This is a genomic window from Burkholderia arboris (assembly GCF_038723655.1).
Classification (GTDB): domain Bacteria; phylum Pseudomonadota; class Gammaproteobacteria; order Burkholderiales; family Burkholderiaceae; genus Burkholderia; species Burkholderia arboris.
In genome coordinates this window covers 195,905-220,998 of the sequence record NZ_CP109822.1, presented here as the reverse complement: position 1 = coordinate 220,998, position 25,094 = coordinate 195,905, and the positions used below count along the sequence as shown (strand labels likewise).

Sequence of the window (25,094 nt, the reverse complement as noted above, 5' to 3'; positions counted from 1 at the left end):
TGCATAACAGCATGGCTTTCTACAAGACCCTCATCGCAGCAACCATCCTCGCCTCGAGCGTCAGCGCGCACGCGCAGATCGCCGGCGCCCAGCCGCTCAGCGTGACCGTCGAGCAATCGCAGGCGCTGCTCGAAGGCTGGAGCGTGAAGAAGAGCGTGCTCGGCAAGGCCGTCTACAACGACGAAAACAAGAAGGTCGGCACCGTGCGCGACCTGATCGTCGCGCCGGACGGCTCGGTGTCGGCGGCGATCGTGTCGGCGGGCGGGTTCCTTGGCGTGGCCGCGCACGACGTCGCGGTGCCGATCGCGTCGCTCGACGTGCGCAACGGCAACATCTACCTGCCGGGCGCGACGAAGGACGCGCTGAAGGCGACGCCCGCGTTCCAGTACGCGAAGGTGCCGTCGCCGCCGAAGCCGAAGAAGCTCGACGACAAGCACTGAGCATCGATTCGATGTATCGCAGCCCGCCGCGCATTGCGCCCGGGCTGGCGATCGCCGGCCGTCGATCGCCATGCGGGTCGGCGCGAAACGGCGGAGGCATGGCGTCGCATCATGGCGCCGGACGAATTGTCTCGACGATCGATGGCGACGCGGTTGCGCATCGTGCGCGAATCGGCGCGGTGATCCGCAACACGCCATGAATGCCGCACACACCGGCGATCAGCTCGCCGCCGCCTCCCCGTCCACCCACACCGCGCCGAACCCGAACGCAACCGGCCCGCTCAGGAACACGCTGCCGGCGCCATCCCATTGAACGGTGACGTCGCCGCCGTCGCATGTCACCCGCACGGTATCGTCGAGCAGCCCGCGCCGGATGCCGTTGACCACCGCGCCGCACGAACACGAGCCGGAACCGAGCGGCACGCTGCCGCCGCGTTCCCAGATGCGCAGGCGAATGTGCGAACGGTCGATGACCTGCACGACATGCACGTTGGTTTTCAGCGGAAACAGCGGATGCGTTTCGATCGACGGGCCGAACGCTTCGAGGTCGAGCGCATCGACCGCGTCGACGAAGAACGTGCAGTGCGGATTGCCCATGCTGCACGCGGCCGGTGCGCCGGGCAGCGGCAGCGCGAGCGTATCGACCGCTTCGGCGACGGGCACGTCCTGCCAGCCGACACGCGGCGCGCCCATCTCGACCTTGATCAACCCGTGCGTATCGTGCGCGCACAGCAGGCGCCCGCGATTCGTGCGCAGCAAGACCGACGCCGTACCGGTTTCCCGCATCAGCTTCCACGCGACGCCGCGCGTCGCGCTGCCGCACGTATCGAGCGTCGAGCCGTCGGGATTCCAGAACGCGACGCGCGCGGCCGCGTCGTCGCAGTCCGACATCACCGCGAGCTGGTTGAAGCCGATGCCGTTATGCCGGTCGCCCATGCGTCGCACGAGGTCGCGGTCGATGCGCGGCACGTGATCCTGACCGCGCAGGTCGACGATGACGAAGTCATCGCCGTTTGCGTGCATCTTCTGAAATCCGATCGGCATGGCGGTTCCGGCATGGAGGCAGGCGAATACTGTACGTGGCTCGCCGGCCGCGATCAATCGCGCGCCGGACGATGCACACGCAACCGGTGTCTACGTAATTCTACGTAGCCCCGCATACGTAGTTATCCGCTTGTAAGCGGCCCCAGTCGCGCGGAATACTACGGCCCATCGCCCCGGTCTCAGCGAGACCGGGGCACGACGCATCGACGTCACGCGTGTGCGGCACCCTCGCCGCATGCCATCTAAAACCACATTGGAGACCAGGAGACGCCATGAATCGGGCTTCCAGTACCCTGCTCTGGATCGCGGTCGCGCTGCTCGGCGCGTTCTCGTTCGGGACGATCGCACTCGCACACGGCGAGCGCGTGAGTGCCCTCTGGATCGTGATCGCCGCAGTCTGCGTGTATCTGATCGCGTATCGCTTCTACAGCCGTTTCATCGCCAGCAAGGTCATGCAGCTCGACGGGCTGCGAATGACGCCGGCGGTGAAGTACAACGACGGCCTCGACTACGTGCCGACCAACAAGTACGTGTTGTTCGGTCATCACTTCGCCGCGATTGCCGGCGCCGGCCCGCTCGTCGGGCCCGTGCTCGCCGCGCAGATGGGCTACACGCCCGGCATGCTGTGGATCCTGGCCGGCGTCGTGTTCGCCGGCGCGGTGCAGGACTTCATCGTGCTGTTCATCTCGACGCGCCGCGACGGCCGCTCGCTCGGCGATCTCGTCAAGATGGAGCTTGGCACGGTGCCCGGCGTGATCGCGCTGTTCGGCGCGTTCCTGATCATGGTGATCATCCTCGCGGTGCTCGCGCTGATCGTCGTGAAGGCACTGACCAACTCGCCGTGGGGCACGTTCACCGTCGCCGCGACGATTCCGATCGCGCTGTTCATGGGCGTCTATACGCGCTACATCCGTCCGGGCCGCATCGGCGAAGTGTCGATCATCGGCTTCGTGCTGCTGATGGCGTCGATCGCGTTCGGCCAGCATGTGCACGATTCGCCGACGCTTGCCGCGTGGTTCACGTTCACCGGCACGCAGCTCACGTGGATCCTGATCGGCTACGGCTTCGTCGCGTCGGTGCTGCCGGTATGGCTGCTGCTCGCGCCGCGCGACTACCTGTCGACGTTCCTGAAGATCGGCACGATCCTCGGCCTCGCGATCGGCATCCTGGTCGTCGCACCGGAACTGAAGATGCCCGCGCTGACGAAGTTCGTCGACGGCACGGGCCCGGTGTGGTCGGGCAACCTGTTCCCGTTCCTGTTCATCACGATCGCATGCGGCGCGGTGTCGGGCTTCCACGCACTGATCTCGTCGGGCACGACGCCGAAGCTGATCGACAACGAAACCAACGCGCGCTTCATCGGTTACGGCGCGATGCTGATGGAATCGTTCGTCGCGATCATGGCGCTGGTCGCCGCCTGCGTGATCGAGCCGGGCATCTACTTCGCGATGAACGCGCCGGCCGCCGTGCTCGGCTCGACGCCTGAGGCCGTCGCGAACACCGTCACGCAGTGGGGCTTCGTGCTGACGCCCGACATGCTGACGCAGACCGCGAAGGCCGTCGGCGAAACGACGATCATCGCGCGCGCGGGCGGCGCGCCGACGCTGGCCGTCGGCATGGCGCACATCCTGCACCAGGTGATCGGCGGCGAAGCGATGATGGCGTTCTGGTATCACTTCGCGATCCTGTTCGAAGCGCTGTTCATCCTGACGGCCGTCGACGCCGGTACGCGTGCGGGCCGCTTCATGCTGCAGGACCTGCTCGGCACGTTCCATCCGGCGCTCAAGCGTACGGAGTCGCTGCCCGCGAACCTCGTCGCCACCGCGCTGTGCGTGGCCGCGTGGGGCTACTTCCTGTACCAGGGCGTGGTCGATCCGCTCGGCGGCATCAACACGCTGTGGCCGCTGTTCGGCATCTCGAACCAGATGCTCGCCGCGATCGCGCTGGTGCTCGGTACCGTCGTGCTGTTCAAGATGAAGCGCGAGCGCTATGCGTGGGTGACGATCGTGCCGACGGCGTGGCTGCTGATCTGCACGCTGACGGCCGGCTGGCAGAAGATTTTCGACTCGAACCCCAAGGTCAGCTTCCTCGCGCACGCCGCGAAGCTGCAGGCCGCGGTGGACGAAGGCAAGGTGCTCGCCCCGGCGAAGTCGATCGCGCAGATGCAGCGGATCATCTTCAACGACTACATCGATGCGGCGCTGGCCGGGTTGTTCATCTTCGTCGTCGTGGCGATCGCGGTGTACGGCGTCGTCGCCGTGCTGCGCGCGCGCCGCGAGTCGAAGCCGACCGTGCGCGAGACGCCGTACGAAGCGATGCCGGCCGCGCAGGCGCTCGGCAGCGGACGCTAAGGGGAGGCCGCGATGTTCAGCGATCTTGGCAGCGACCTGCGCAGCGCGGGGCGTTACCTCGGGCAGGCGTTGCGGCTGATGGTCGGCCTGCCCGACTACGACACCTACGTCGCGCACATGCGCGAAACCCATCCGGACCGCGAGCCGATGACGTACGAGGAATTTTTCCGCGAACGCCAGAATGCGCGGTACGGGTCGGGGGCGGGGAAGTGCTGTTGAACCGGGCTGTTCAAGCCGTTCGGTAATCGAAAGGGAAGCGCCGCGATGGAGATCGCGGCGCTTTTTTCTTTGGAGCGGCGGCGCAGCGGCCGCGTCGCCGTTTGCCCGAGCGCAGCACGGCGAAATCCGGCCGCCGGTATCATAGGGTTATCTCTTTTCCCGATGGACCCGCAGGAGAACACGTCGTGCATGTCGGTGAGCGTTTCAACAGTATTTCCCATCTCATCGGCGCGGTGCTGTCGGTGGCAGGCCTCGTGGCGCTCGTGACGATGGGCGCGCTCGAAGGCGATCCGTACAAGGTGGTGAGCTTCAGCGTGTACGGCGCGATGCTGTTCCTGCTTTACGCGATCTCGACGCTGTATCACAGCGTGCGCAACCCGCGCCTGAAGGCGATCCTGCAGAAATGCGACCACTCGGCAATCTACCTGCTGATCGCCGGCAGCTATACGCCGTTCACACTCGTCACGCTGCGCGGCCCGTGGGGCTGGTCGCTGTTCGGCGTGAGCTGGGGGCTCGCCGTGTTCGGCATCGTGCAGGAGTTGACGCTCGGGCGGCGTACGCGCTTGCTGTCGATGATCCTGTACGTGGCCATGGGCTGGCTCGCGCTCGTCGCGGTGCGGCCGCTGATCCACGCGCTGCCGCCGGTCGGTACCGCGTGGCTCGTGGCCGGCGGCCTGATCTACAGCGCGGGGATCTACTTCTTCATCAACGACGAACGCATCCGCCACGGGCATGGCATCTGGCACCTTTTCGTACTGGCCGGCAGCCTGTGCCAGTTCGTCAGTGTCGCGATGTATGTCGCGTGACCGGAACGCGGCGGTGAGCCGATGACCACGCTCGGGCGGCGCATCGGCTGGCGCATTCGCTAACGGCGCGTGGCGGCTTGCAGGTGCGCGGCCGTTGCGCCGGTTGCCGGTGCCTGCCCGGCCGTGATCCACCACGTTGCCGCGGCGAGCGCCGACAACGCGATCGCCATGACCAGCGCTACCCGCATCGCAGCCGGAAACGGCTGCAGCGTCGCGATGCACGCGCCGAAGACCGCCACGCCAAGCGCCGATCCGCTCTGCCGCGCCGCGTTCAGCGCGGCTGCCGCCACGCCGGCGCGGCGCCGGTCGACCGTCCCGAGCGCCGGCGATGTCGCGGCCGGCGAGATGAATCCCGACGCGAAGCCGATCGCGAGCATCGGCGCGACGGCGAGCCACGCGGGCGTCGTTGCACCGATGCCCGTCATCCCGAGCGCGCCGGCCGTATAGAGCCCGAACGCCGCGCACATCGTGCCGCGTGCGCCGAAGCGTGCCACGATCCGCCCCGAACACAGCCCGCCGAGCGCGACCATCGCAGTCATCGGCAGGAACGCGAGCCCCGTGTCGAGCGGGCTCGCGCCGCGAACCTGCCGATAGAACAGGCTGAGCACGAACAGCAGGCCGTAGAACACGAACGCCGACACCATCGACACGAATGTCGACCCCGCGAACAACCGGTTGCGGAAGAACGCGAGCGGCAGCATCGGTTCGCGGCGCCGCGCTTCGATCGCGACGAACGCGATCCATGCGGCGACGCTCGTCACGGCCCCGCCGACGATCGGCGCCGAGCGCCAGCCGAGCGACGGGCCTTCGATCAGCGTACCGATCAGCGCCGCGATCGCGACGATGGCCGCGGCCTGGCCGCCCCAGTCGAAATGCCGCGACCGGTCGACGGCGGCGCGCGCGACCGTGCGGCCGAGCCAGATGCCGGCGAGCCCGAGCGGCAGGTTCACGAAGAAGAGGCTGCGCCATCCGGACAGGTGGATCAGCAGCCCGCCGATCAGCGGGCCGGACGCCATGGCGATGCCGCCGCACCCCATCCACAGGCTGATCGCCGACGCGCGCGCGGCCGGCTCGGGGAAGGCGCGGTTGATCAGCGCGAGCGAGCAGGGCACCAGCATCGCGCTGCCGACGCCTTGCAACGCACGGGCGGCGGCAAGTGCCGGGAGGGTCGGCGCGATGCCGCACAGCGCCGACGCGCCGACGAATACCGCGAGCCCGGCGACATAGACCGTGCGGTCGCCGAACCGGTCGCCGAGCGTGCCGCCCGTCAGCAGCAGGCTTGCGAACGCGAGCGTGTAAGCGTTCACTATCCACTGCAGGCCGGCCACATGGCTGCCGAACGTGTGTGCGATGTCGGTGAGCGCGACGTTGACGATGGACGCGTCGAGCAGCACGAGCGTGTAGCTCACGCAGGTCGCGGCGAGCACGCGGCGGGCGGCGGCGCGGTCCGCCGCGGCGGCCGTCATGCGCGGCCGGGCGACGGCGTGGCGGCCCGCAGCGCGAGAAAGCCGACCCATCCCCAATACACGCGATGATGCGCGATCAGCCCGTCGCGCAGATCCATCACTTCGACGAGATCGACCTGATCGCCGTCCGGTGTGGCGCGCGGATATTCCCATGTCAGCTGGCGGCCGTTCGAGAAGAACAGTCCGGTCCGGTACCAGCGTCCAAGCCGGCTGCCTGGATTGCGCAGGCCGGCCGCGAAGAATCCGCCGATCGCGGCTTTGCCGTGCAGCACGCCGGAGCCGTGCGCGGGCAGCGTGACGACGACGAGCGGCGTTTCGAGCACCGCGTCGTCGGCATACAGCGCCATCAGCGCGTCGAGGTCGCGGGCGACGACGGCCGCGTGCCAGTTTTCATGGATGCGCCGGGCGTCGGCGTCGGTGTCTGCGGGTGTCATGGCGGGTTTCCGGAAGCGTCGATAACGGAAACCCACTGTATGGGCGCGCCACCGCGAGACGTTTCACGCCAACCCGAAACGTGGATGCCGGCGCGCGATGTGCGCGCCGCTCAAGCCGCGTGCAGGGCGCGATACCGCGCGAGGGTCAGGGCTTCGGCGTCGTGCGAAAGCTGGATGGCGGCGGCGTCGGCCGCTTCCCGTGCCGATTCGGTCACGCGCACGAACATCTGCTGCTCGAATGCCGCGACGGCCGCGTCGCGATCGGCATGGGCGATGAGGCCGGCCGCGAGTTCGGCTGCGTCCCGCATCGCGTTGTTTACGCCTTCGCCGCCGAACGGCGACATCACATGCGCGGCGTCGCCGATCAGCGTGACACCGCGACGATGCGCCCAGCAATGTCCGACCGGCAGCGCGACGATCGGCCGGTTGGCGAAGCGGTCGCCGCTGGCGCGAAACAGGTCGTGGAAGGCGTCGGCGAAGCCGTCGAATTCGGCGATCAGCGCGGCACGCATCGCCTCGGGTGATGCGCAGTCGAAGCGCCGTGCGACCCAGTCGAGCGGCACGCGAAAGATCGCATAGCCGCGCACGTGCGCATGCCCGTTGCGTTGCGCGATGATTGCCTTGCCGTTCCCGTGCACGCCGATCTTGCCGCGGCCGACGAGCTGCGACAGCGCGGGATGCTGGCGATCGATGTCGTCGATGCCGAATTCGATGAACGTGAGGCCGCTGTACTGCGGCTGGTACGGCGACAGCAGCGGGCGAAGGCGCGACCATGCGCCGTCGGCGCCGACCACGAGGTCGAACGGTCCCTCCGTCCCGTGCTCGAACACGAGCGTCGCGCGCCCGTCGGACGCCATCCGGACCTCGCGTACCGGGCGGTCCCATTGCACGCAGCCCGGCGGCAATGCGTCGAGCAGCAGCGCGCGCAACGCGGTGCGGTCGACCTCGGGCCGGTTGCCGCCGGCGCCGTCGTCGTCGAACAGCACGCGGCCCGCGCGATCGAGCAGGCGCGAGCCCTGATCCTCGTAGCGCGCGACGGCCAGGAACGCGCCGGTGAGGCCTGCCTGCGCGAGCGCCAGCAGGCCCGACTCCTCGTGCAGGTCCAGCGTGCCGCCCTGCGGGCGTTCGAGCGGATGCGCGTCGCGTTCGTACACGACTGCGTCGATTCCGCCGAGGGTCAGCAGGCGGGCGAGCGTGAGGCCGCCCGGCCCACCCCCGACGATGGCAATGCGGAAACCCGGCTTCATGGTGCGCTCACGGTTTGATAATATAGGTGCCTATATAAAATCATAGCCACCTATGGAATGTCAATATGAGCGCTCCCGAGACGACGAAGACGAATCCGTTGCCGCTGATCGGCTTCACTTACCGGCTGTTCGCGCGCGTGGTCGATCGGCCGCTGCGTGAACTGGGTTTCGCGATGAGCCAGCTCCCGGTGCTGGTGTCGTTGAAGAAGGCGGGCGCGCTGTCGCAGACGGAGCTCGCGCGGCGTGCGCAGGTCGAGCAGCCGAGCATGGCGCAGTTGCTGAACCGGATGGAGCGCGACGGCCTCGTGCTGCGCGTGCCCGATCCGGACGACCGGCGTAGCCGCCTGATCTCGCTGACGGATTCGGCGACGAAGGGGCTTGCGAAGGGGCGGGCCGTGATGGACGGTGCGAGCGAGCAAGCGCTGGCGGGGTTGAGCGACGCGGAGCGAGAACAGCTGGCGGCGTTGCTCGGCCGCGTGAATGCGAATCTCGAACGGATGGCCGGAATCGAGCGCGCGAACGACATCGATTGATCGCGATCGCCGGCTGCGTCGCCGTCGCCGGTCGCCGCGGGCCCTTATCCGGCCAGCGCGTCGAGATTCAGTGCATACGACTTCCCGATCCACACCGCGCAATCGCGATGGTCGCGCAGTTCGTCGTTCGTATTCGGATGCAGGAAGATGTCGAGCGCGCCGTGGTTCAGCACGAGCCACGGCACGATGTCGTCGAATCGCGCGGCGTCGAACGCGATCTGGTACGACCAGGCCGGATGCGGGCCGACGAGGCGCTCGTGAAAGCGGCCGAGTTCGATGACCGCGCCGAACCGTTCGTCGACGACCTGGCGAAATGCCCAGGCTGCGTCGCGGCTGGCCGCATCGAAATAGACGTGTGCATGCCAGCTGGCGATGGCGGTGGTGTCGAGGGCTGCCATGGAAGGACTCGATAAAAAAGGAATGCGTGAGATGCCGTGCGAAACGGCCGATGCGTGATTATCGCGCGTCCTTGCTGCGACCGTCGTGTCGCGATCCGGTAATCCGAAGCAGATGATTTGTCCTGTATCAGAAGAACCGTTTGATCCGATGAAATCATTGTCACGCTATCCGCGTGCGCGATATCACGCCGGAAGCCCTGCCGGCACGGGTGCCGGCCGGAATCGCACCGGCAACACGTCATTTCGGAAATTGAAAAAGCGGTGGGCATGGCGCTTCTGATCGCTCGCAAAAATGCGATCAGGTCGTTGAATGAAATAAAGAAATTCCATTTCGACGGGATTCGCGAATGACACGACTCGCGCGCCCGATTCCGAAGCCGAAAATATCAATTGCGGATTCGTCTATTCAAGCGGCATGCGGCGCGGCATACGATGATTTCAACGCATCGACGATGAACGATCGATGCGGGGACAACCATCTGGAGGCCACTATGCGATCCCTCGTTCCCGTTGCTGTTCTTTCCTGCGCACTCGCTGCGCTGCCCGCCGTCGGTTTTGCGCAGTCGATGGGTACCGGCGACACCCCGAATGCCGCGCGGATGACCTGGTCGGCGGCGCGTGCCGAAACCGATGCGCAGCTGATGCAGATGACACGTGCCGGTTATCGCGCGACGTCGGCCGGCAACCAGAACTATCCGCTCGAGATGCAGCGCGCGCTCCAGCGTGTGCACGATCCGGTGCCAGACCGTTCGCGCGAAGAGAAGGCCGCGATGCAAGCGCAGGCAGCCCGCGACGCGCAGGGCGGTCATCCGGTGAAGGCGTTCTTCGTGAAAACCGCGTACTACCTGAAGGGCGAGAACACGTTCTGATGCAGGAGACGAACATGGCATGCCCCAACCGGTTGGCCGGCGCGTTGTGCGCGTCGGCGATACGCAGGCTGCCGGAAGCATGCGCGACGCGGCAGCGGGCCGATGTGCACGGCGGTCGGCGCCGCGCGAGCGGCCTTCGCGGCGCGGGCCGCGGCGCCGTCGCGTGCCGCTCCTCTTGGCCGGCATTTGCGGCGGACGACGGGGCCACGAGCGAGGCCGAATCATGAAGGCCGCCCGGAAAGTCCGTCGCCATCCGCCATTGACCCGCGAATGGCTGCTGCCGCTGCCGCCCGCGCATGCACGCGACATCTCGCTGAAATGCCACATGGCGCTCGTCGCGCTGCGCGGCGAGCACGGCAGCGAAACGTTGCTGATGCGGCTGCGCACGAGCGTGTATCTGGTCTTTCTCGCGCTCGACGATGCGGTTTCTCCCGAAGCGAGCATCGACCTGTGCGTCGACGCGGAGCGCGCGCTCGACGCGAGCGTGGCGCGCGCCGCGCAAAGCGGCGCATGGACGCTGTACGACGACGAATGCGCGGTACTCGAACCCGTGCTCGCCGCGAACGATGCCTGCGTCGCGACGCTCACCCGGCATCGGCTCGCCGAGCTGTGGCGTCATGTCTGCACGTTCGCGTCGGCCGAACAGCCGGCACTGGTCGCGCAGGCGGCGGCGAAGATGCGCGCGCCCGCCGTTCTGCATTGAGTGACCGGCCGTGGGGCGTGTTTCATACGCGTCCCATTTCATCGTGCCGACGCTCGCCGTCTAATGTCATCACTGGAGCCCGGATGCGTTCGGTCGATGACGGTCCATCCTCGCGTTTGCGACGATCGTGCGTGTCGACGTGAACGCATTCGTTTTGGTCAGGAGGAGCGATGGCGCAATACAGGATCGGCGGCTACTTCACGTGCGGAAGCGGTCGCGCATTCAGCGAGAACCTGTCACCGGGCAGTCAGGTGACCGTTGCGGGCATTTATCGATGCACCGTATGCGGCGACGAGATCGGCATCGCGAAGTCGCAGGCATTGCCATCCGACGAAGCGCATCGCCACGATCTCGATCCGCCGTCCGACCCGGCACGCGATCCGGGCCCGACCGCGTGGCAGCTGATCGCGGCGGCGGAGTCGCGAAGCTAGGCAACCGGCGTTCGCCCCCGGCACGCTGCGCGCAAGCGCAATGCGCGACACCGCGTCCGGAAAAACAAAAGCGCCGCGGAGCGAACTCCGTGGCGCTTTTTCGATACCTGCCGGCGCGGAGGCGCAAGCCTCCGCGTGGCCAACCGCGCTTAAGCCGCGGTTGCCGGCTTGGCCGGCTTCTGCAGCTTGCCCTTGCCGGCGCGCTGGATTTCCTCGAGCTTGATCTCGACGTGGCGCGAGAACACGTACTCGGCCGGACGCTGCTTCGCGATCGAGATGTCCGGCGCGAACGGGCCGTCGGTCTTGATGCCCTTGCGGCTCACGCGCAGCGCCTTCAGCGGGTTCGAGATCGTGTCCATCACGGCGGTGGCTTCGAAGCCGCAGTGGACCATGCAGTCCGCGCACTTCTCGTAGTTGCCGACGCCGTAGTTGTCCCACTCCGTCGTTTCCATCAGTTCCTTGAAGGTCTTCACGTAACCTTCGCCGACCAGGTAGCACGGCTTCTGCCAGCCGAACACCGTACGCGCCGGGTTGCCCCACGGCGTGCACTTGTACGTCTGGTTGCCGGCCAGGAAGTCGAGGAACAGCGACGACTGGCTGAACGACCAGCGCTTGCCGCCTTCGCCGCGTTTCAGGATTTCGCGGAACAGGTTCTTCGTCTTGTCGCGGTTCAGGAAGTGCTGCTGATCCGGCGCGCGTTCGTACGCGTAACCCGGCGACACCGTGATGCCGTCGACGCCGATCGGGCCCAGCGTGTCGAAGAACTTCGCGACGCGCTCCGGCACTGCATCGTTGAACAGCGTGCAGTTGATGTTCACGCGGAAGCCGCGGCGCTTCGCTTCCTTGATTGCCGCGACGGCCTTGTCGTACACGCCGTCCTGCGACACCGAGTGATCGTGCGCTTCCTTGTCACCGTCGAGGTGGACCGACCAGACGAAATACGGGCTCGGCTCGTAGTCGTCCATCTTCTTTTCCATCAGCAGCGCGTTCGTGCACAGGTACACGAACTTCTTGCGCTTCATGATGCCCTTGACGATTTCCGGCATCTCCTTGTGGAGCAGCGGTTCGCCACCGGCGATCGACACGACGGGCGCGCCGCACTCGTCGACGGCCTGCAGGCATTCCTCGACGGACAGGCGCTGGTTCAGGATCGGATCCGGATAATCGATCTTGCCGCAGCCGTTGCACGCGAGGTTGCAGCGGAACAGCGGCTCGAGCATCAGCGCGAGCGGATAGCGTTTGTTGCCGGACAGGTGCTGGCGCACGATGTAGGCGCCGACACGGACTTGCTGGAGCAGCGGAATAGACAAGGGATGTCCTCCTTAAACTTCGCGGGCGACAGCTTGCGTGAGCTTCGCCGGCAGCTTGAATTCGACTTTTTCCTCACGGCCCGCCATCGTCGCGACATCGACGGGCCCCAGCGCGCGCAGCGCGCCAATTACATCCTCGACCATCTCTTCGGGCGCCGACGCACCGGCCGTCAGGCCGACCGTCTGCACACCCGCGAACCATTCGGCCTTGACTTCCGAGCCGTCGGCGACGAGATAGCTCGGCACACCGCTTTCGGTGCCGATCTCGCGCAGGCGGTTCGAGTTCGAGCTGTTCGTCGCACCGACGACGAGCAGCACGTCAACCTGTTCGCTCAGCTCGCGCACGGCGGCCTGGCGATTTTGCGTCGCGTAGCAGATGTCACGCGTGTCCGGGCCGACGATGTCGGTGAACCGGCGCTGCAGCGCTTCGATGATGCCGCGCGTATCGTCGACCGACAGCGTGGTCTGCGTGATGTACGCGACCGGCGTGTCGACGGGCAGCGTCAGCGTATCGACTTCGGCTTCGCTCTGCACGAGGATCACCTCGGCCGGAATCTGGCCGATCGTACCCTCGACTTCCGGGTGGCCCGCGTGGCCGATCAGGATCAGCCGGCGGCCCGCCCCGACATACTGGCGGCCCTGCACGTGCACTTTCGTGACGAGCGGGCAGGTCGCGTCGAGCACGTCGAGCCCGCGCGTTTCCGCGTCGCGCTCGACCGTTTGGGCGACACCGTGCGCGCTGAAGATCGCGACAGCGCCGTGCGGCACCTCGTCGAGTTCCTCAACGAATCGTGCCCCTTTATTACGCAGATTTTCTACGACGTGCCGGTTATGCACGATTTCATGGCGTACATAAACCGGCGCACCGTGCTGTTGCAGCGCGCGATCGACGATTTCGATCGCGCGGACAACCCCCGCACAAAAGCCGCGGGGCTGGGCAAGGATGACTCGCATAGGTGAGCGAACTCCGACGACAGACGCCGGGGTTCAAGGAGCTGGCACCTGCTCGCTCGCCCCGGCTTGATGTTATGAAGGCAGGAACGAACCGGCCGGCCAGGCCCCGGAACCCCGAATTAATCGCGCATTTTAACCCTATCGCGCCGTCCTTGCTCTGGTGCTGTGTCGGCGCTGTTGCAATTGCGGGAGAGCCGCGTCGGCGCTGGCGTGCGCGGAACCCAGTAAACTACGCGGTTTCGCGGGCGGCCGCTCCGGCTGCCCGGCGTCGCGCTCATTTCAAGGCCATTCGATGACCGTCGATTCTTACGCGTATTGCCCGTCCGCCGGTGCGGTTTCGGGCGTTTTGTTCCTGACCCCTATTGATATCGGGCATGCCGGCGTCCGGCAGGAGGCATGCCGATGATGCTGGTGATTGCTTTCCTGGTGTCCGGCCTGTCGCTGATGATCTGGATCGTGCTGCTCGTCGCGCGCGGCAGTTTCTGGCGTGCGCAGCCTGCGCGGCCGCTGCCGCCCGAGGCACGCGGGGCGGCTGCCGAGGCTGGCTGGCCGGCCGTCGTTGCGGTCGTGCCGGCGCGTAACGAAGCCGACGTGATCGCTCGCGCAGCGACCTCGCTGCTCGAGCAGGATTACCCGGGCGGATTTCATCTGATCATTGTCGACGACCACAGCGACGATGGCACTGCCGACGCGGCCCGCGCGGCCGCGCTCGCGATCAACCGCGCCGACCGGCTGACGGTGCTGGCCGCGAAGCCGCTGCCGGCCGGCTGGTCGGGCAAGGTGTGGGCGCAGTCGCAGGGGATCGCCGCGGTGCAGACGCTTGGCCTGCCGGCCGACTACCTGCTGCTGACGGACGCCGACATCGGCCATCCGCCCGATGCCGTCGCGCAGCTCGTGACGCGCGCGCAGGCCGAGAACCGCGATCTCGTGTCGCTGATGGTGCGGCTGCGTTGCGATTCGTTCTGGGAAAAGGCGCTGATCCCGGCGTTCGTGTTCTTCTTCGCGAAGCTGTACCCGTTCTCGTGGATCAACAACCCGCGCAACCGCACGGCCGGCGCCGCCGGCGGCTGCATGCTCGTGAAGCGCACGGCGCTCGAGGAAGCGGGCGGCATCGAGTCGATCCGCGGCGCGCTGATCGACGACTGCAGCCTGGCCGCGCAGATCAAGCATCGCGGCAGCGGCCGCCATCCGATCCGTCTCGACCTGGCCGACCGCAGCGTGTCGTTGCGCCCGTACGACAGCTGGCGCGACATCTGGAACATGATCGCGCGCACTGCGTTCACGCAGCTGCACTATTCGCCGCTGCTGCTGGCCGGCACGCTGCTCGGGATGACGATCATCTATCTCGTGCCGCCCGTCGCGGCGCTCGCGTACGGCGCGCGTGCGTGGCCGGCCTGGCTCGCGTGGGCGTCGATGTGCGCCGCGTATGCGCCGATGCTGCGCTACTACCGGCGCTCGCCGCTGTGGGCGCCCGCGCTGCCGCTCGTCGCGCTGTTCTACGTCGGCGCGACGTTCGCGTCCGCGTGGCGCTACTGGCGCGGCAAGGGCGGCCAGTGGAAGGCGCGCGTGCAGGCGCCGGTGGATCGCTGAGCGTGTTCCGGGAGGCGTGCCTCCCGGCAGCCGGCAAACGAAACAGCCCGATCGGTGCAAACCGGTCGGGCTGTTTCGTTTTTGGCGGGGGCTGCCGCCAGCGCGTGTGCTTACCGCTGGGTCAGCATCATGTACATCTGGATCACGACGTCCGGCGAGAACGTGAACGGCACCCAGCCGTAGCCGGTGTGGCGCGCGACCAGCAGGCGGTCGCCGTTCGACTGCTTCTGCACGGCCATCATCGGGTTCTTCGTCGTCACGAAACGCCAGCCGGCCGGGATGCCGGGCGGCGGCTCCGGCTGCATCGACGCGCGTGCATGCGCGAGTTCCTCGATCAGCTGGCCCAGTTGCTCCGGATTCAGCGTGATCGACTGGCCGTTGACGGTCAGCGTGAGTTCGTTCTGCGACGGGCGCGCGACGTGCAGCGTCGCCTTGTCGGCCGGCGCAGCAGCAGTTTCGGTTTCCACCGCAGGTTCGGCTTGTGCGGCCGGGACGATCGCGGTTCCCGCGTCGGCCGGTGCGTCGGAAACGTCGGCCGTTTCGGCCTCGGCCGGTGCCATTGCGCTCACGACGGTTTCCGCCGCCGGCGTGTCCGACGACGCCGGGGCGACGACTTCGGCGGCTACGGCCGTAGCCGCTGCCGTGTGCGTCGCGGCTTCCTTGACGACGGCCTCGACCAGCGCCTCGGCGTCGGCGATGGCCTTCGCATGGTGCTGCGCGGCCGCTTCGGCCTGTGCGATCGCCGCGGCATGGCGTTGCGTGACGGCCTCGGCCTCGGCGGTCGCGTCGGCGTGGCGTTGCGCGGCGGCTTCGGCCTGCGCGATCGCTTCCGCGTGGCGCTGCGTGACGGCTTCGGCCTCGGCGGCCGCATCGGCGTGACGCTGCGCGGTGGCTTCGGCCTCGGCGATTGCTTGCATGTGACGTTGCGCAAGCGCCTCGGCTTCCGCGATCGCGGCTGTGTGACGCTGTGCGGCGGCTTCGGCCTCGGTGGTCGCTTCCGCGTGACGCTTCGCGGCGGCCCCGGCTTCGACGGTCGCGGCCGCATGACGTTGCGCAGCGGCATCGGCTTCGGTCGCGGCGGCGTGATGGCGCTGCGCAGCAGCTTCGGCTTCGGCGATCGCAGCCGCGTGGCGCTGCGATGCGGCTTCGGCATCCGCGTGACGCTGCGCGAGCGCTTCGGTCAGCGCGGTGGCTTCCGCATGGCGCTGCACGGCCGCTTCGGCCTGCGCGGCAGCATCCGTATGACGTTGGGCGGCGGCTTCGGCGGCGGCGGTCGCGTCGGCATGGCGCTGTTGCGCGGCGTCGGCGTCGGCGGCAGCGGCCGTGTGGCGCTGCGCGGCGGCCTGCGCTTCGGTTTCGGCGGCGGCGTGACGTTCGGCTGCGGCCTGGGCTTCCGATGCGGCGGCGCGCGCGAAGGCTTCCGCGCTGCGGGCCGCCTGCTGGGCGGCGTGGTGATCGTGGAGGAGCTGATCGACGCCCGTGGTGAGCGAAGCGATCTGATCGTTCAGGTTCATGCGTGTCTTCTCTGCGTAAGACCCGCGATTTTACCCGCTGCGCCGGTGCCGGGCCGCGCGGGTCGTGTAACAAAGTGCGCAAAGCGGCGCGAGGTGCGCCGCTTTGTGTTACTTCAGGTAGCCCGCCGAGCCGAACCAGTCGAGCGCATCGCGCAGCCCTTCGCGGTACGGACGCGCGCGGTAGCCGAGTTCGCGTTCGGCCTTCGCGGACGTGAAATACATCTTGTTCTTCGACATCCGCAGCCCGTCCACGGTGACGAACGGTTCCTTCTTCGTGAACTTCGCGACCGCTTCGGCGCCGACCGCGAGCGGGTACAGCGGCCAGCGCGGCAGCGCGATCGTCGGCGCCTTGCGGCCCGTCATCTGCGCGATGTCCGCGAGCATCTGCTGCAGCGGCAGGTTCTCGCCGCCGAGGATGTAGCGCTCGCCGATCCGGCCGCGCTCGAGCGCGAGGAAGTGGCCGTGTGCGACGTCGTCGACGTGCACGAGGTTCAGCCCCGTATCGACGAACGCGGGAATCTTGCCGAGCGCGGCTTCGACGATGATGCGGCCGGTCGGCGTCGGCTTCACGTCGCGCGGGCCGATCGGCGTCGACGGATTGACGATCACGGCCGGCAGCCCCTCGTCGGCGATCATCCGCTCGACCGCGCGCTCCGCGAGCACCTTGCTGCGCTTGTACACGCCGATCGCCTGTTCGGCCGTGAGCGGCCGATTCTCGTCGGACGGATCGCCGGCGCTCGTCACCTTCAGCGTCGCAACGCTGCTCGTGTAGACGATTCGCTCGACGCCTTCCGCGCGGGCCGCGCGCATCGTCGCGACCGCGCCCTCGAGGTTCGCGCGCTCGATCTCGTCGGGATCGGGCGCCCACAGCCGGTAGTCGGCCGCCACGTGCAGCAGGTAGCGCACGCCGCGCAGCGCGGCGCGCATCGACGCCTCGTCGCGCATGTCGCCGGTGACGATCTCGGCGTCGAGATCCGCGACGTTCGTGCGCGGGCTGGTCGGGCGCACGAGCACGCGCACCGCATAGCCTTTCTGCTGCGCGATGCGTGCGACGGCCGAGCCGACGAAACCGGACGCGCCGGTGACGAGAACGAGATCGCGGGAGGTATCAGTCATGCGTTTCCTTCAGGGCCGCGCGCGGGCGGCGCGGCGGTTGAGCATCGGCGAGATTGTACGTGGTCGGCGCGCGCGGCGACGCCTGGCCGGCGCGTGTGCGAAGCGGCCGACGCGACTACAATGCCGGGCTTGAATGCAACCGGAGGGCGACGCGATGAGCCGCAATGAGCTGGACGAACGGATCGAGACCTACTACGTGCGGGTGCGCGGCGTCGTGCAGGGCGTCGGCTTTCGTCATGCGACGGTGCGCGAAGCGCATGCGCTGAAACTGCGCGGCTGGGTCGCGAATCTCGAGGACGGCACCGTCGAGGCGATGATCCAGGGCCCCGGCGCGCAGATCGACCGGATGCTCGCGTGGCTGCGGCACGGGCCGCCGGCCGCGCGCGTCACCGAAGTGACGTTCGAGGAGCGCCAGACCGAACGGCGCTTCGAGCGTTTCCAGCAGCAGTAAGAGGCGCGGAACAATCATGACGGGGTATCCGGAAGCCGGGCGCGGCCTCATGCTGTCGGTGATGGCGTCGACGCTGTTCGCGCTGATGTCGGCTTACGCGAAACTGCTCGCGCCGCTCACGGGGCTCGACATCTTCGCGTGGCGCGTCTTGTGGACCGCGCCGGGCGCGCTTGCGTTGATCGCGCTGCGCGGCCGCTGGCCGGCGCTCGTCGAGCTCGCGCGGCGCACCGTGCGCGACTGGCGCCTGCTGATCGCGCTGCCGGTGAGCGCGGCGCTGCTCGGCGTGCAGCTGTGGTTGTTCCTGTGGGCGCCGTTGCACGGCCGCATGCTCGAAGTATCGCTCGGCTATTTCTTGCTGCCGCTGACGATGGTGCTCGTCGGCCGCTTCTACTATCACGAACGGCTCGATCCGCTGCAATGGGCGGCGGTCGCGTGCGCCGCGCTCGGCGTCGCGCATGAAATGTGGGCGACGCGCGCGTTCGCGTGGCCGACGCTCGTCGTCGCGCTCGGCTATCCGCCGTATTTCGTGCTGCGCCGGCGGATCAACGCCGATTCGCTGGCCGCGTTCGCGGTCGAGATCGCGCTGCTGTGCCCGATCGCGTTCGCGATGGTTTCGACGAGCACGACGCGCGTCGCCGTGCATCCGGTGCTGTGGGCCGTGCTGTTGCCGGGGCTCGGCATCCTCAGCACGCTCGCGCTCGCGAGCTACCTGAAGGCGAGCCGGATGCTGCCGATGGCGCTGTTCGGGATCCTCGGCTACGTCGAGCCCGTGCTGCTCGTCGCCGTGTCGCTGCTGCTGCTCGGCGAGACGCTGAGCGTCGCGAAGCTCGCGACCTACGGCCCGATCTGGGTTGCCGTCGCGCTCACCGCGTGGCACAGCGCGATGCTGATGCGGCGCTTGCCCGCACGCGGATAAGCACCGGTCGCGATGCGGCGGCCGCACGGAACGTGCCGCGTATCGTGCATCATCCAGCGGTCGGGCATCGATCGCTCGGCACGCGCATGCAGCGAGGCTGACCGCAAACTGGCGTCGCGCTGACGTGAATCTGGCGACGCTGACCGCTTCTCTCCACAAGGCTCGGGCGTGTAATCGAACAGAAGATTCGGTTGCACTTTGTTACTTAGGGTCTGCCCGGATCGGCCATTAGACTGGCCTGACCGACTTCCCTTCGTATGCAGCTTTTCAATGAACGGTCATCTCCGTGCCTGGCCGGCCGGGTTGGCGCGATGCGAGCATACGCGTATCGCCGCCGATCGCGCTCGCCTTCTCCTTCCCGATTCCCTCCCCGGTGCGCGTCGCACCGCCGTCGCGCAGGTGCGCTCATGTCGTTGAGCCCGCCGCCTGCCGCCACGGTTCAGCCGTCGCGCGGCGGCCGCCTGATCGAAATCGACTTCTTCCGCGGGCTCGTGCTGTTGATGATCGTCGTCGATCACATCGGCGCGAGCGTGCTGTCGCGCGTGACGCTGCACGCGTTCGCGCTGTGCGATGCGGCCGAGGTGTTCGTGTTTCTCGGCGGCTTCGCGACCGCGAGCGCGTACGGCGCGATCGCCGAACGGCACGGTGCGCGTGCCGCGCAGCAGCGCTTCGTGCGTCGCGCGATGCAGATCTACCGCGCGTTTCTCGCGACGTCGACGCTGATGCTCGTCGTGTCGGCCGTGCTCGATCACTACGGGATCGACGCGCCGAACCTCGCACTCGACGACGTCAGCGTGATGCTCGCGTCGCCGCTCACGGGCGCAGCCGAACTGCTGACATTCCAGCGCCAGCCGTATCTCGCGTCGGTGCTGCCGATGTACGTGCTGTTCGCGCTCGCGTCGCCGGTGCTCGTGCCGTTCGCGCGGCGTCATCCGTGGCTGCTGGTCGCGCTCAGCGCCGCATCGTGGATCGCGGCGGGCTGGCTCGGCCCCGAGCTGCTGGACACCGACGGCTTCCGCTGGAGCTTCAACCCGTTCGCATGGCAGCTGATGTTCGTCGCCGGCGTGCTGGCGCGCTGCCAGCCGTTTTACCGGCACCTCGCGCTCGGGCGCTGGGGCGCGGCGGCAACCGGGCTCGCGTGCGCGGTCGTGCTCGGTTGCGCAAGCTACAAGCTGTTCTCGGGGTTGCCGCTGCCCGAAGGCGTGCTCAAGCGCGACCTCGCACTGCCGCGTGTCGTGAGCTTCGCGGCCGTCGCGTGGCTGATGGCCGATTGCGTGCGCTTCGGCTGGATCGCGCGGATAGCGCAGGGCGTGCGGCCCGTCGTGGCGGTCGGCCAGCGCGGGCTGATCTGCTTCGTTGCGGGCGCGGCGATCTCGCTCGTCATCGATTCGCTGCTGCATCCGGTCGTGCGCAGCGACGATCTGCGGCATGTCGGCGTGGGCCTCGTGGCCGACGCATGCGCGCTCGGGCTGATGATGGCCGTGGCCGGTTCGGGAACGTGGATCGCGCGGTGGCGCAGTGCGGCTGCGTGAGCGGTGCGAAAGGCGGCGCGTGCGGCACGGAATGTGCCGCGCGGCGTCAGTGAGGTGAGCCGATACGGGAGCGGGGAACGGCGGTTGCGTCGTCGGATTCGGTGTCGTCGCGTTCGTCCTGCGCCGGATCGTCAGGCTCGGCGAGAACCGCGTCGGCTTCGGCTGCGGCCCGGGCGGCGCGCATCGCGGTGCAGCGCTGAGCGTGCCGGATGTCCGACAGTATTCTCAGCAGCCGCGTTGTCTTGCTTTTCATGGCTTTCTCCCGCCAGTGCGCATCGTGCGAAGCAGATGCACGTCCTGCAACCAGTGTAGGACGCGTTCGCGTGCCTGGCGGGAGAATGTGGCGTGCAGGCCGCACGCCGAGGGATATTACTTACTGCGCCGTGGCGACGCCCTGCGCCTGCAGTGCCTCTTCGCGGCGCTCTTCCGCGCAGCGTTGATGCTGGCGCGACAGGCGGTTCATCAGCGGCAGCAGCAGCAGCGCGAGCACCATGCCGATCGCGGCGAGCCAGCCGAGCTTCTCGAACAGCGACAGGTAGAGCGGCAGCGAATCGGTAGCCGGCAGGTCGTGCGACGGCATCTGCGCGAAGTTCGCGACGACGCTGCCCAGGTACTGCGACACGCCCGTCGCGACGAAATACGCGCCCATCATGAAGCCGCTCATGCGCGCCGGCACGTAGCGGGCGATCATCGCGAGGCCGAGGCCGCTCACCAGCAGTTCGCCGAGCGAGTAGAGGCCGTAGCCCCACACCATGAACCACGACGACACGCGGCCGTCCACCGCGTAGCGGCCGCTGATCGTGAACACCAGGTAGCCCGCGGCGACCGCGCCGAAACCGAGCGCGTACTTCGCCGCGACCGGCAGGTCACGGCCGCCCTTCGCGATGCCGTTGTAGATCAGCACGAGCACCGGGCTCAGCAGCATGATCCAGATCGGGTTCAGCGCCTGGAACTGCGCGGCGCTCCACGTGAACAGCGTCGTGCCGAACAGCATGAAGCGCGGATCGACGTTGCGCAGCGCGAACAGCGTCAGCGACGTCGACATCTGCACGTAGAAGATGAAGAACAGGATCACCTGGCCGATCAGCACGAGTGCCGCGATCAGGCCCGCGCGCTCCGAGCGCTCCGACTTCGCGATCATGTAGGCGAAGATCGCGAGGATCGCGAACGCTGCCGTCCACACGCTGGCGACCGCGAGCTGCTTGTGCTGCAGCACGTACAGCGTGACCAGCGCGAGCGCGACGCCACCCAGCGCGACCGCGCCGAGGCGCTTCCAGCGGATCGGTTCGTCGTCCGGCTTCGAGCCGACGTGCGCGAGCGTGCGGTGCATCAGCATGAAGTTGAGGATCGCGAGCAGCATGCCGCCGCAGCAGACTGCGAACGCGGTGTGCCAGCCCCAGTGATCCTTGATCCACGGCGTCGCGAGCATCGACACCGTCGAGCCGATGTTGACCGCCATGTAGTAGATCGTGAACGCGCTGTCGATGCGCGCGTCGTCGCCTTCGTAGATGCGGCGCACGAGGTTCGCCGCGTTGGCCTTGAACAGGCCGTTGCCGACGACGATCACGCCGAGCGACGCATACATGTACGTCAGGTGATCGTTCGGTACCGCGAGCATCAGGTAGCCGGCGCACAGCACGGACGCGCCGATGATCATCGTGCGGCGGGCGCCGAGCACCTTGTCGCCGATCCAGCCGCCGATCGACGGCGCGGCATAGACGAGTGCGGTGAACGCACCCCAGGTCAGGTTCGCATGGCTGTCGGTGAAACCGAGCCGGTCGACCATGAAGAGGACCAGGAGCGCGGCCATGCCGTAGTAGCCGAAGCGCTCCCACATTTCGATGAGGAAGACCGTCGTGAACGATCGGGTTTGTGAAACAGGTGCATGCATCATCAATCTCGGTTGAAACGGACGGCACGGATCGCGCGTCGTCTTGGGGTCGAACTGGCGCCTGTGCGCAATGGGCCGGGTAAGCTTTGCGCTGGCGATGGAACAGTCGGGCGGATTAGCCCGGGCCGGGGTCGGACACCGCCTGGTGGGGCGGGGAAGGTCCCCGACCGGCGCGCGCATGGTAACGGTTGCCGGTCCGGTGCGACAGGTGTGTGCTACCTAGGGAAACTCCCGATTTGGCAGCAGCTTTCAGGAACATTCGTCTCATCATCTATTTGTAAGAATCCGCGCAGGTCCTCCGAAGATTCCCGGAGAGCCGCTTGCAGCTTGCCTGTGAAGCGGGCGAGTCTGGCAAGATAGCGCGTCGTTTCGCTCGCCTCGTGCCCTGTTTAGCGCACCGGGCTCAACACCGAAGACGTGTGCGAACCCGAAGACTAAGCTATATCGATCTAACTTAGTTATTTTCCATCAAACATTTTTTGACGATCACTTTTCGGCCTGCTATGGTTCCCCCCACTGAAAACTCGCGGTCTGCAGACGCTGCCGCCGCACTGGGCAGCAAGATTCGCGCGTTGCGCCAACGACTCAAGCGCACGCTCGACGACACCGCTACCGCCGCGGGGATTTCGAAGCCGTTTCTGTCTCAAGTCGAGCGCGGGCTCGCGTCACCGTCCCTGACATCGCTGGCCGGTATCGCGCACGCGCTCGGTGTGACGGTGCAGTACTTCGTGGATACGCCGAGTGAAGAGCGCTCGGTCTGCCGAGGCGAGCAGTTGCGCTTCTTCGGGTTTGCCGATTCGGCGAACCTGTTCGCGCGGCTGACGAACGTATCCGAAGGGCGCCAGCTGGAGGCGATCCTCGTGAGGATGCCGCCGGGGCAGAAGCGGTCGGAGGTGACGACGCATGCAGGAGAGGAGTTCCTGTATGTGATTGAAGGGGAAGTGTCGCTGACGCTGGAAGGCAAGACGTTCGTCCTGCAGGCCGGCGACAGCTCGCACTATCAGTCGACGGTGCCGCACAGCTGGGTCAACACCGCGAAAGTGGAGTCGGTGGTGGTCTGGGTCGGTACACCAAGGCTGTTCTAACGCACAGGTATTCCTTCGTTTCCAAGACGGGATGCCTGTCGAAAGAAACGTAAGGAATACTAATATGCAATACGAGAATCACGGGCCTCCTCAATCGCTGTACCCGTCAGCGTCTCACGCGTAATCCGCGGCATCCGCCGCGCGACGCCCCGAACCAACCTTCTCTAGACAGCCACGATGAAATCCTTGCATGCCATGTCGGCCGTGCTGGCCGCGCTCGCCCTGACGACGCCTGTTGCCCACGCCGTTACCGTCCCGTCGAACGTCGCGCTCGCTCCTCAACAGGATCTGACGCGACAGGTGCCCGCCGAAGTCGAGTCGCTCGACCCCGCGCACATCGAATCGTGGACCGGCAACACGATCGGCCTCGACCTGTTCGAAGGGTTGGCCCGCATCGATGCATCCGGCCAGGTCGTGCCGGGCGTCGCGCTGTCGTGGGAACGCAAGACGCCGCAGACGTGGATCTTCAAGCTTCGCCATGACGCGAAGTGGAGCAACGGCCAGCCGGTGACGGCCGCCGATTTCGTTTATTCGTGGCAGCGCCTCGTCGATCCGAAGACCGGCTCGAAATACACGATCCTCGTCGAGTTCGTGAAGAACTCGAAGGACATCATTGCGGGCAAGGCCGCGCCGTCGACGCTCGGCGTGCGCGCCGTCGATCCGTACACGCTGGAAGTGACGACCGACGTGCCCGTCGCGTTCTTCCCCGAACTGACCGCGATGGCGCCGCTCGTGCCGGTGAACAAGGACGTCGTCGCGAAGTTCGGCGACGCATGGACGCGCCCGGGCAACATCGTCAGCAACGGCGCATACCAGCTCGTCGACTGGCAGCCGAACAACCGTATCGTCGTGTCGAAGGACGCGAAGTACTGGAACGCGCCGAAGGTCGTGATCAACAAGGTCACGTACCTGCCGATCGAAAGCGACGAAACCGCGATGCGCATGTACCAGGCCGGCCAGATCGACTACAGCTACTCGATCCCGTCGGGCATCTTCCAGCAGGTCAGCAAGCAGTTCGGCGGCGAACTGCGCCCGGGCCTGCAGCTCGCGACGTACTACTACTACCTGAACAACAGCGACGCGGCGCTGAAGGACAAGCGCGTGCGCCAGGCGCTGTCGATGGTGATCGATCGCGACGTGCTGACGCAGAAGCTCACGCAGGCCGGCGAGAAGCCGATGTACGGCCTGATGCCGAACGGCACGAAGGGCGTGCAGTCGTTCACGCCGGAATGGGCGGCGTGGCCGATGGCCAAGCGCGTCGAAACCGCGAAGAACCTGCTGAAGCAGGCCGGCTACTCGGATGCGAAGCCGCTGTCGTTCACGCTGACGTACAACACCAACGACCTGCACAAGAAGGTCGCGCTGTTCACCGCATCGGAATGGCGTACGAAGCTCGGCGTCAACACGAAGCTCGAGAACGTCGAGTTCAAGGTGCTGATGAAGGAGCGTCATGACGGCAAGGTGCAGATCGCGCGCGACGGCTGGTTCGCCGACTACAACGACGCGATGACCTTCTTCGACCTGATCCGCTGCGGCAGCTCGCAGAACACCGTCGGCTACTGCAACAAGCAGGTCGATGCGTACGTCGAGGAAGGCAACCAGAAGCTCGACGACAAGGCGCGCGCCGCACTGCTCACGCAGGCGCACGACGCAGCGATGAACGACACGCCGATGGTGCCGCTGTTCCAGTACTCGGCCGACCGTCTCGTGAAGTCCTACGTGGGCGGCTACTCGCTGAAGAACGTGATCGACATGCGTGCTTCGCAGGACATGTACCTGATCAAGCACTGAGCG

The 25,094-nt window shown here is 67.1% G+C and carries 25 protein-coding genes; 14 read left to right on the top strand and 11 right to left on the bottom strand.

Annotated elements, in window-relative coordinates:
- Nucleotides 1-11 precede the first annotated feature (11 nt).
- Complete coding sequence (locus OHZ10_RS18160; protein ID WP_059238470.1) at nt 12-440, top strand: PRC-barrel domain-containing protein; 429 nt, start codon at nt 12-14, stop codon at nt 438-440.
- 219 nt (nt 441-659) lie between these two features.
- On the opposite strand, the gene dapF is transcribed toward OHZ10_RS18160, so the two are convergent.
- Complete coding sequence (gene dapF / locus OHZ10_RS18155) at nt 660-1,484, bottom strand: diaminopimelate epimerase (protein ID WP_174991669.1); 825 nt, start codon at nt 1,482-1,484, stop codon at nt 660-662.
- Between the two features lie 272 nt (nt 1,485-1,756).
- Here dapF and OHZ10_RS18150 point away from each other — a divergent pair, with 272 nt between their 5' ends.
- From OHZ10_RS18150 to trhA, 3 genes are all read left to right on the top strand, one after another.
- Entirely contained in the window at nt 1,757-3,835 is a 2,079-nt protein-coding gene (locus tag OHZ10_RS18150; RefSeq protein ID WP_342705480.1) for a carbon starvation CstA family protein, read from the top strand.
- Between the two features lie 12 nt (nt 3,836-3,847).
- A complete protein-coding gene (locus OHZ10_RS18145; protein ID WP_006480280.1) occupies nt 3,848-4,054 on the top strand; it encodes a YbdD/YjiX family protein in 207 nt (68 codons plus the stop codon).
- A gap of 185 nt (nt 4,055-4,239) precedes the next feature.
- On the top strand, nt 4,240-4,860 hold the full coding sequence (trhA, locus tag OHZ10_RS18140; RefSeq protein ID WP_059238479.1) for a PAQR family membrane homeostasis protein TrhA: 621 nt from the start codon (nt 4,240-4,242) through the stop codon (nt 4,858-4,860).
- Nucleotides 4,861-4,919: 59 nt separating this feature from the next.
- Here the strand turns inward: trhA and OHZ10_RS18135 are convergent, their stop codons facing one another.
- The 3 genes from OHZ10_RS18135 to OHZ10_RS18125 all read right to left on the bottom strand — a co-directional run bounded on the left by OHZ10_RS18135 (nt 4,920) and on the right by OHZ10_RS18125 (nt 8,007).
- Complete coding sequence (locus tag OHZ10_RS18135; protein ID WP_342705478.1) at nt 4,920-6,326, bottom strand: MFS transporter; 1,407 nt, start codon at nt 6,324-6,326, stop codon at nt 4,920-4,922.
- The gene (locus tag OHZ10_RS18130; protein ID WP_340625584.1) at nt 6,323-6,760 is read right to left on the bottom strand and encodes a nuclear transport factor 2 family protein; all 438 of its coding nucleotides are present in this window, start codon (nt 6,758-6,760) and stop codon (nt 6,323-6,325) included. The genes OHZ10_RS18135 and OHZ10_RS18130 overlap by 4 nt, the downstream gene beginning before the upstream one ends.
- 110 nt (nt 6,761-6,870) lie before the next feature.
- The gene (locus OHZ10_RS18125) at nt 6,871-8,007 is read right to left on the bottom strand and encodes an NAD(P)/FAD-dependent oxidoreductase (RefSeq protein WP_342705477.1); all 1,137 of its coding nucleotides are present in this window, start codon (nt 8,005-8,007) and stop codon (nt 6,871-6,873) included.
- Between the two features lie 65 nt (nt 8,008-8,072).
- On the opposite strand from OHZ10_RS18125, the gene OHZ10_RS18120 reads away from it, so the two are divergent.
- The gene (locus OHZ10_RS18120; protein WP_342705476.1) at nt 8,073-8,540 is read left to right on the top strand and encodes a MarR family transcriptional regulator; all 468 of its coding nucleotides are present in this window, start codon (nt 8,073-8,075) and stop codon (nt 8,538-8,540) included.
- A 44-nt stretch (nt 8,541-8,584) separates the two neighbouring features.
- Here the strand turns inward: OHZ10_RS18120 and OHZ10_RS18115 are convergent, their stop codons facing one another.
- Entirely contained in the window at nt 8,585-8,938 is a 354-nt protein-coding gene (locus OHZ10_RS18115) for a DOPA 4,5-dioxygenase family protein (RefSeq protein WP_059238488.1), read from the bottom strand.
- Nucleotides 8,939-9,429: 491 nt separating this feature from the next.
- Here OHZ10_RS18115 and OHZ10_RS18110 point away from each other — a divergent pair, with 491 nt between their 5' ends.
- The 3 genes from OHZ10_RS18110 (at nt 9,430) to OHZ10_RS18100 (ending at nt 10,941) form a co-directional block, all read left to right on the top strand.
- Nucleotides 9,430-9,807 (top strand): hypothetical protein, encoded by a 378-nt coding sequence (locus OHZ10_RS18110; protein ID WP_342705475.1) that lies wholly within the window; start codon nt 9,430-9,432, stop codon nt 9,805-9,807.
- Between the two features lie 223 nt (nt 9,808-10,030).
- Entirely contained in the window at nt 10,031-10,510 is a 480-nt protein-coding gene (locus OHZ10_RS18105; protein WP_174991664.1) for a hypothetical protein, read from the top strand.
- 170 nt (nt 10,511-10,680) lie between these two features.
- Nucleotides 10,681-10,941: a hypothetical protein gene (locus OHZ10_RS18100; protein ID WP_342705474.1), complete on the top strand. Its 261-nt coding sequence runs from the start codon at nt 10,681-10,683 to the stop codon at nt 10,939-10,941.
- 149 nt (nt 10,942-11,090) lie between these two features.
- On the opposite strand, the gene hpnH is transcribed toward OHZ10_RS18100, so the two are convergent.
- Complete coding sequence (gene hpnH, locus OHZ10_RS18095) at nt 11,091-12,251, bottom strand: adenosyl-hopene transferase HpnH (protein WP_059238496.1); 1,161 nt, start codon at nt 12,249-12,251, stop codon at nt 11,091-11,093.
- A 12-nt stretch (nt 12,252-12,263) separates the two neighbouring features.
- Nucleotides 12,264-13,205, bottom strand: coding sequence for a 4-hydroxy-3-methylbut-2-enyl diphosphate reductase (ispH, locus tag OHZ10_RS18090; protein WP_059238498.1), 942 nt, complete (start codon nt 13,203-13,205; stop codon nt 12,264-12,266).
- A gap of 402 nt (nt 13,206-13,607) precedes the next feature.
- Here ispH and OHZ10_RS18085 point away from each other — a divergent pair, with 402 nt between their 5' ends.
- Nucleotides 13,608-14,795 carry a glycosyltransferase gene (locus OHZ10_RS18085; protein WP_342705471.1) on the top strand — a complete coding sequence of 396 codons (1,188 nt, stop codon included), beginning with the start codon at nt 13,608-13,610 and terminating at the stop codon, nt 14,793-14,795.
- Between the two features lie 110 nt (nt 14,796-14,905).
- Here OHZ10_RS18085 and OHZ10_RS18080 read toward each other — a convergent pair whose 3' ends face one another.
- Together OHZ10_RS18080 and hpnA are read right to left on the bottom strand one after the other, a co-directional pair.
- Complete coding sequence (locus OHZ10_RS18080) at nt 14,906-16,309, bottom strand: phage tail protein (RefSeq protein WP_174991661.1); 1,404 nt, start codon at nt 16,307-16,309, stop codon at nt 14,906-14,908.
- Between the two features lie 108 nt (nt 16,310-16,417).
- Nucleotides 16,418-17,425 (bottom strand): hopanoid-associated sugar epimerase, encoded by a 1,008-nt coding sequence (gene hpnA, locus OHZ10_RS18075; RefSeq protein WP_011353724.1) that lies wholly within the window; start codon nt 17,423-17,425, stop codon nt 16,418-16,420.
- A 154-nt stretch (nt 17,426-17,579) separates the two neighbouring features.
- Between hpnA and OHZ10_RS18070 the strand changes: the two genes are divergently transcribed.
- From OHZ10_RS18070 to OHZ10_RS18060, 3 genes are all read left to right on the top strand, one after another.
- Nucleotides 17,580-17,876 carry an acylphosphatase gene (locus OHZ10_RS18070; protein WP_034205906.1) on the top strand — a complete coding sequence of 99 codons (297 nt, stop codon included), beginning with the start codon at nt 17,580-17,582 and terminating at the stop codon, nt 17,874-17,876.
- A gap of 16 nt (nt 17,877-17,892) precedes the next feature.
- On the top strand, nt 17,893-18,792 hold the full coding sequence (rarD, locus tag OHZ10_RS18065; RefSeq protein ID WP_342705469.1) for an EamA family transporter RarD: 900 nt from the start codon (nt 17,893-17,895) through the stop codon (nt 18,790-18,792).
- A gap of 407 nt (nt 18,793-19,199) precedes the next feature.
- Nucleotides 19,200-20,324, top strand: coding sequence for an OpgC domain-containing protein (locus OHZ10_RS18060; protein ID WP_340625588.1), 1,125 nt, complete (start codon nt 19,200-19,202; stop codon nt 20,322-20,324).
- Between the two features lie 46 nt (nt 20,325-20,370).
- Here the strand turns inward: OHZ10_RS18060 and OHZ10_RS18055 are convergent, their stop codons facing one another.
- Together OHZ10_RS18055 and OHZ10_RS18050 are read right to left on the bottom strand one after the other, a co-directional pair.
- Nucleotides 20,371-20,577 carry a hypothetical protein gene (locus OHZ10_RS18055; protein ID WP_059238506.1) on the bottom strand — a complete coding sequence of 69 codons (207 nt, stop codon included), beginning with the start codon at nt 20,575-20,577 and terminating at the stop codon, nt 20,371-20,373.
- A 120-nt stretch (nt 20,578-20,697) separates the two neighbouring features.
- Entirely contained in the window at nt 20,698-22,218 is a 1,521-nt protein-coding gene (locus OHZ10_RS18050) for a peptide MFS transporter (protein ID WP_059238508.1), read from the bottom strand.
- A gap of 500 nt (nt 22,219-22,718) precedes the next feature.
- Between OHZ10_RS18050 and OHZ10_RS18045 the strand changes: the two genes are divergently transcribed.
- Complete coding sequence (locus tag OHZ10_RS18045) at nt 22,719-23,300, top strand: cupin domain-containing protein (protein WP_059238510.1); 582 nt, start codon at nt 22,719-22,721, stop codon at nt 23,298-23,300.
- A 177-nt stretch (nt 23,301-23,477) separates the two neighbouring features.
- Nucleotides 23,478-25,091 carry a peptide ABC transporter substrate-binding protein gene (locus OHZ10_RS18040; RefSeq protein ID WP_059238512.1) on the top strand — a complete coding sequence of 538 codons (1,614 nt, stop codon included), beginning with the start codon at nt 23,478-23,480 and terminating at the stop codon, nt 25,089-25,091.
- Nucleotides 25,092-25,094 lie beyond the last annotated feature (3 nt).

Coding starts and splice junctions, on each gene's coding strand:
- OHZ10_RS18160 (WP_059238470.1), top strand. CDS start 12: ATGGCTTTCTACAAGACCCTCATCGCAGCAACCATCCTCGCCTCGAGC.
- dapF (WP_174991669.1), bottom strand. CDS start 1,484: ATGCCGATCGGATTTCAGAAGATGCACGCAAACGGCGATGACTTCGTC.
- OHZ10_RS18150 (WP_342705480.1), top strand. CDS start 1,757: ATGAATCGGGCTTCCAGTACCCTGCTCTGGATCGCGGTCGCGCTGCTC.
- OHZ10_RS18145 (WP_006480280.1), top strand. CDS start 3,848: ATGTTCAGCGATCTTGGCAGCGACCTGCGCAGCGCGGGGCGTTACCTC.
- OHZ10_RS18135 (WP_342705478.1), bottom strand. CDS start 6,326: ATGACGGCCGCCGCGGCGGACCGCGCCGCCGCCCGCCGCGTGCTCGCC.
- OHZ10_RS18130 (WP_340625584.1), bottom strand. CDS start 6,760: ATGACACCCGCAGACACCGACGCCGACGCCCGGCGCATCCATGAAAAC.
- OHZ10_RS18125 (WP_342705477.1), bottom strand. CDS start 8,007: ATGAAGCCGGGTTTCCGCATTGCCATCGTCGGGGGTGGGCCGGGCGGC.
- OHZ10_RS18120 (WP_342705476.1), top strand. CDS start 8,073: ATGAGCGCTCCCGAGACGACGAAGACGAATCCGTTGCCGCTGATCGGC.
- OHZ10_RS18115 (WP_059238488.1), bottom strand. CDS start 8,938: ATGGCAGCCCTCGACACCACCGCCATCGCCAGCTGGCATGCACACGTC.
- OHZ10_RS18110 (WP_342705475.1), top strand. CDS start 9,430: ATGCGATCCCTCGTTCCCGTTGCTGTTCTTTCCTGCGCACTCGCTGCG.
- OHZ10_RS18105 (WP_174991664.1), top strand. CDS start 10,031: ATGAAGGCCGCCCGGAAAGTCCGTCGCCATCCGCCATTGACCCGCGAA.
- OHZ10_RS18100 (WP_342705474.1), top strand. CDS start 10,681: ATGGCGCAATACAGGATCGGCGGCTACTTCACGTGCGGAAGCGGTCGC.
- ispH (WP_059238498.1), bottom strand. CDS start 13,205: ATGCGAGTCATCCTTGCCCAGCCCCGCGGCTTTTGTGCGGGGGTTGTC.
- OHZ10_RS18085 (WP_342705471.1), top strand. CDS start 13,608: ATGATGCTGGTGATTGCTTTCCTGGTGTCCGGCCTGTCGCTGATGATC.
- OHZ10_RS18080 (WP_174991661.1), bottom strand. CDS start 16,309: ATGAACCTGAACGATCAGATCGCTTCGCTCACCACGGGCGTCGATCAG.
- hpnA (WP_011353724.1), bottom strand. CDS start 17,425: ATGACTGATACCTCCCGCGATCTCGTTCTCGTCACCGGCGCGTCCGGT.
- OHZ10_RS18070 (WP_034205906.1), top strand. CDS start 17,580: ATGAGCCGCAATGAGCTGGACGAACGGATCGAGACCTACTACGTGCGG.
- rarD (WP_342705469.1), top strand. CDS start 17,893: ATGACGGGGTATCCGGAAGCCGGGCGCGGCCTCATGCTGTCGGTGATG.
- OHZ10_RS18060 (WP_340625588.1), top strand. CDS start 19,200: ATGTCGTTGAGCCCGCCGCCTGCCGCCACGGTTCAGCCGTCGCGCGGC.
- OHZ10_RS18055 (WP_059238506.1), bottom strand. CDS start 20,577: ATGAAAAGCAAGACAACGCGGCTGCTGAGAATACTGTCGGACATCCGG.
- OHZ10_RS18050 (WP_059238508.1), bottom strand. CDS start 22,218: ATGATGCATGCACCTGTTTCACAAACCCGATCGTTCACGACGGTCTTC.
- OHZ10_RS18045 (WP_059238510.1), top strand. CDS start 22,719: ATGGTTCCCCCCACTGAAAACTCGCGGTCTGCAGACGCTGCCGCCGCA.
- OHZ10_RS18040 (WP_059238512.1), top strand. CDS start 23,478: ATGAAATCCTTGCATGCCATGTCGGCCGTGCTGGCCGCGCTCGCCCTG.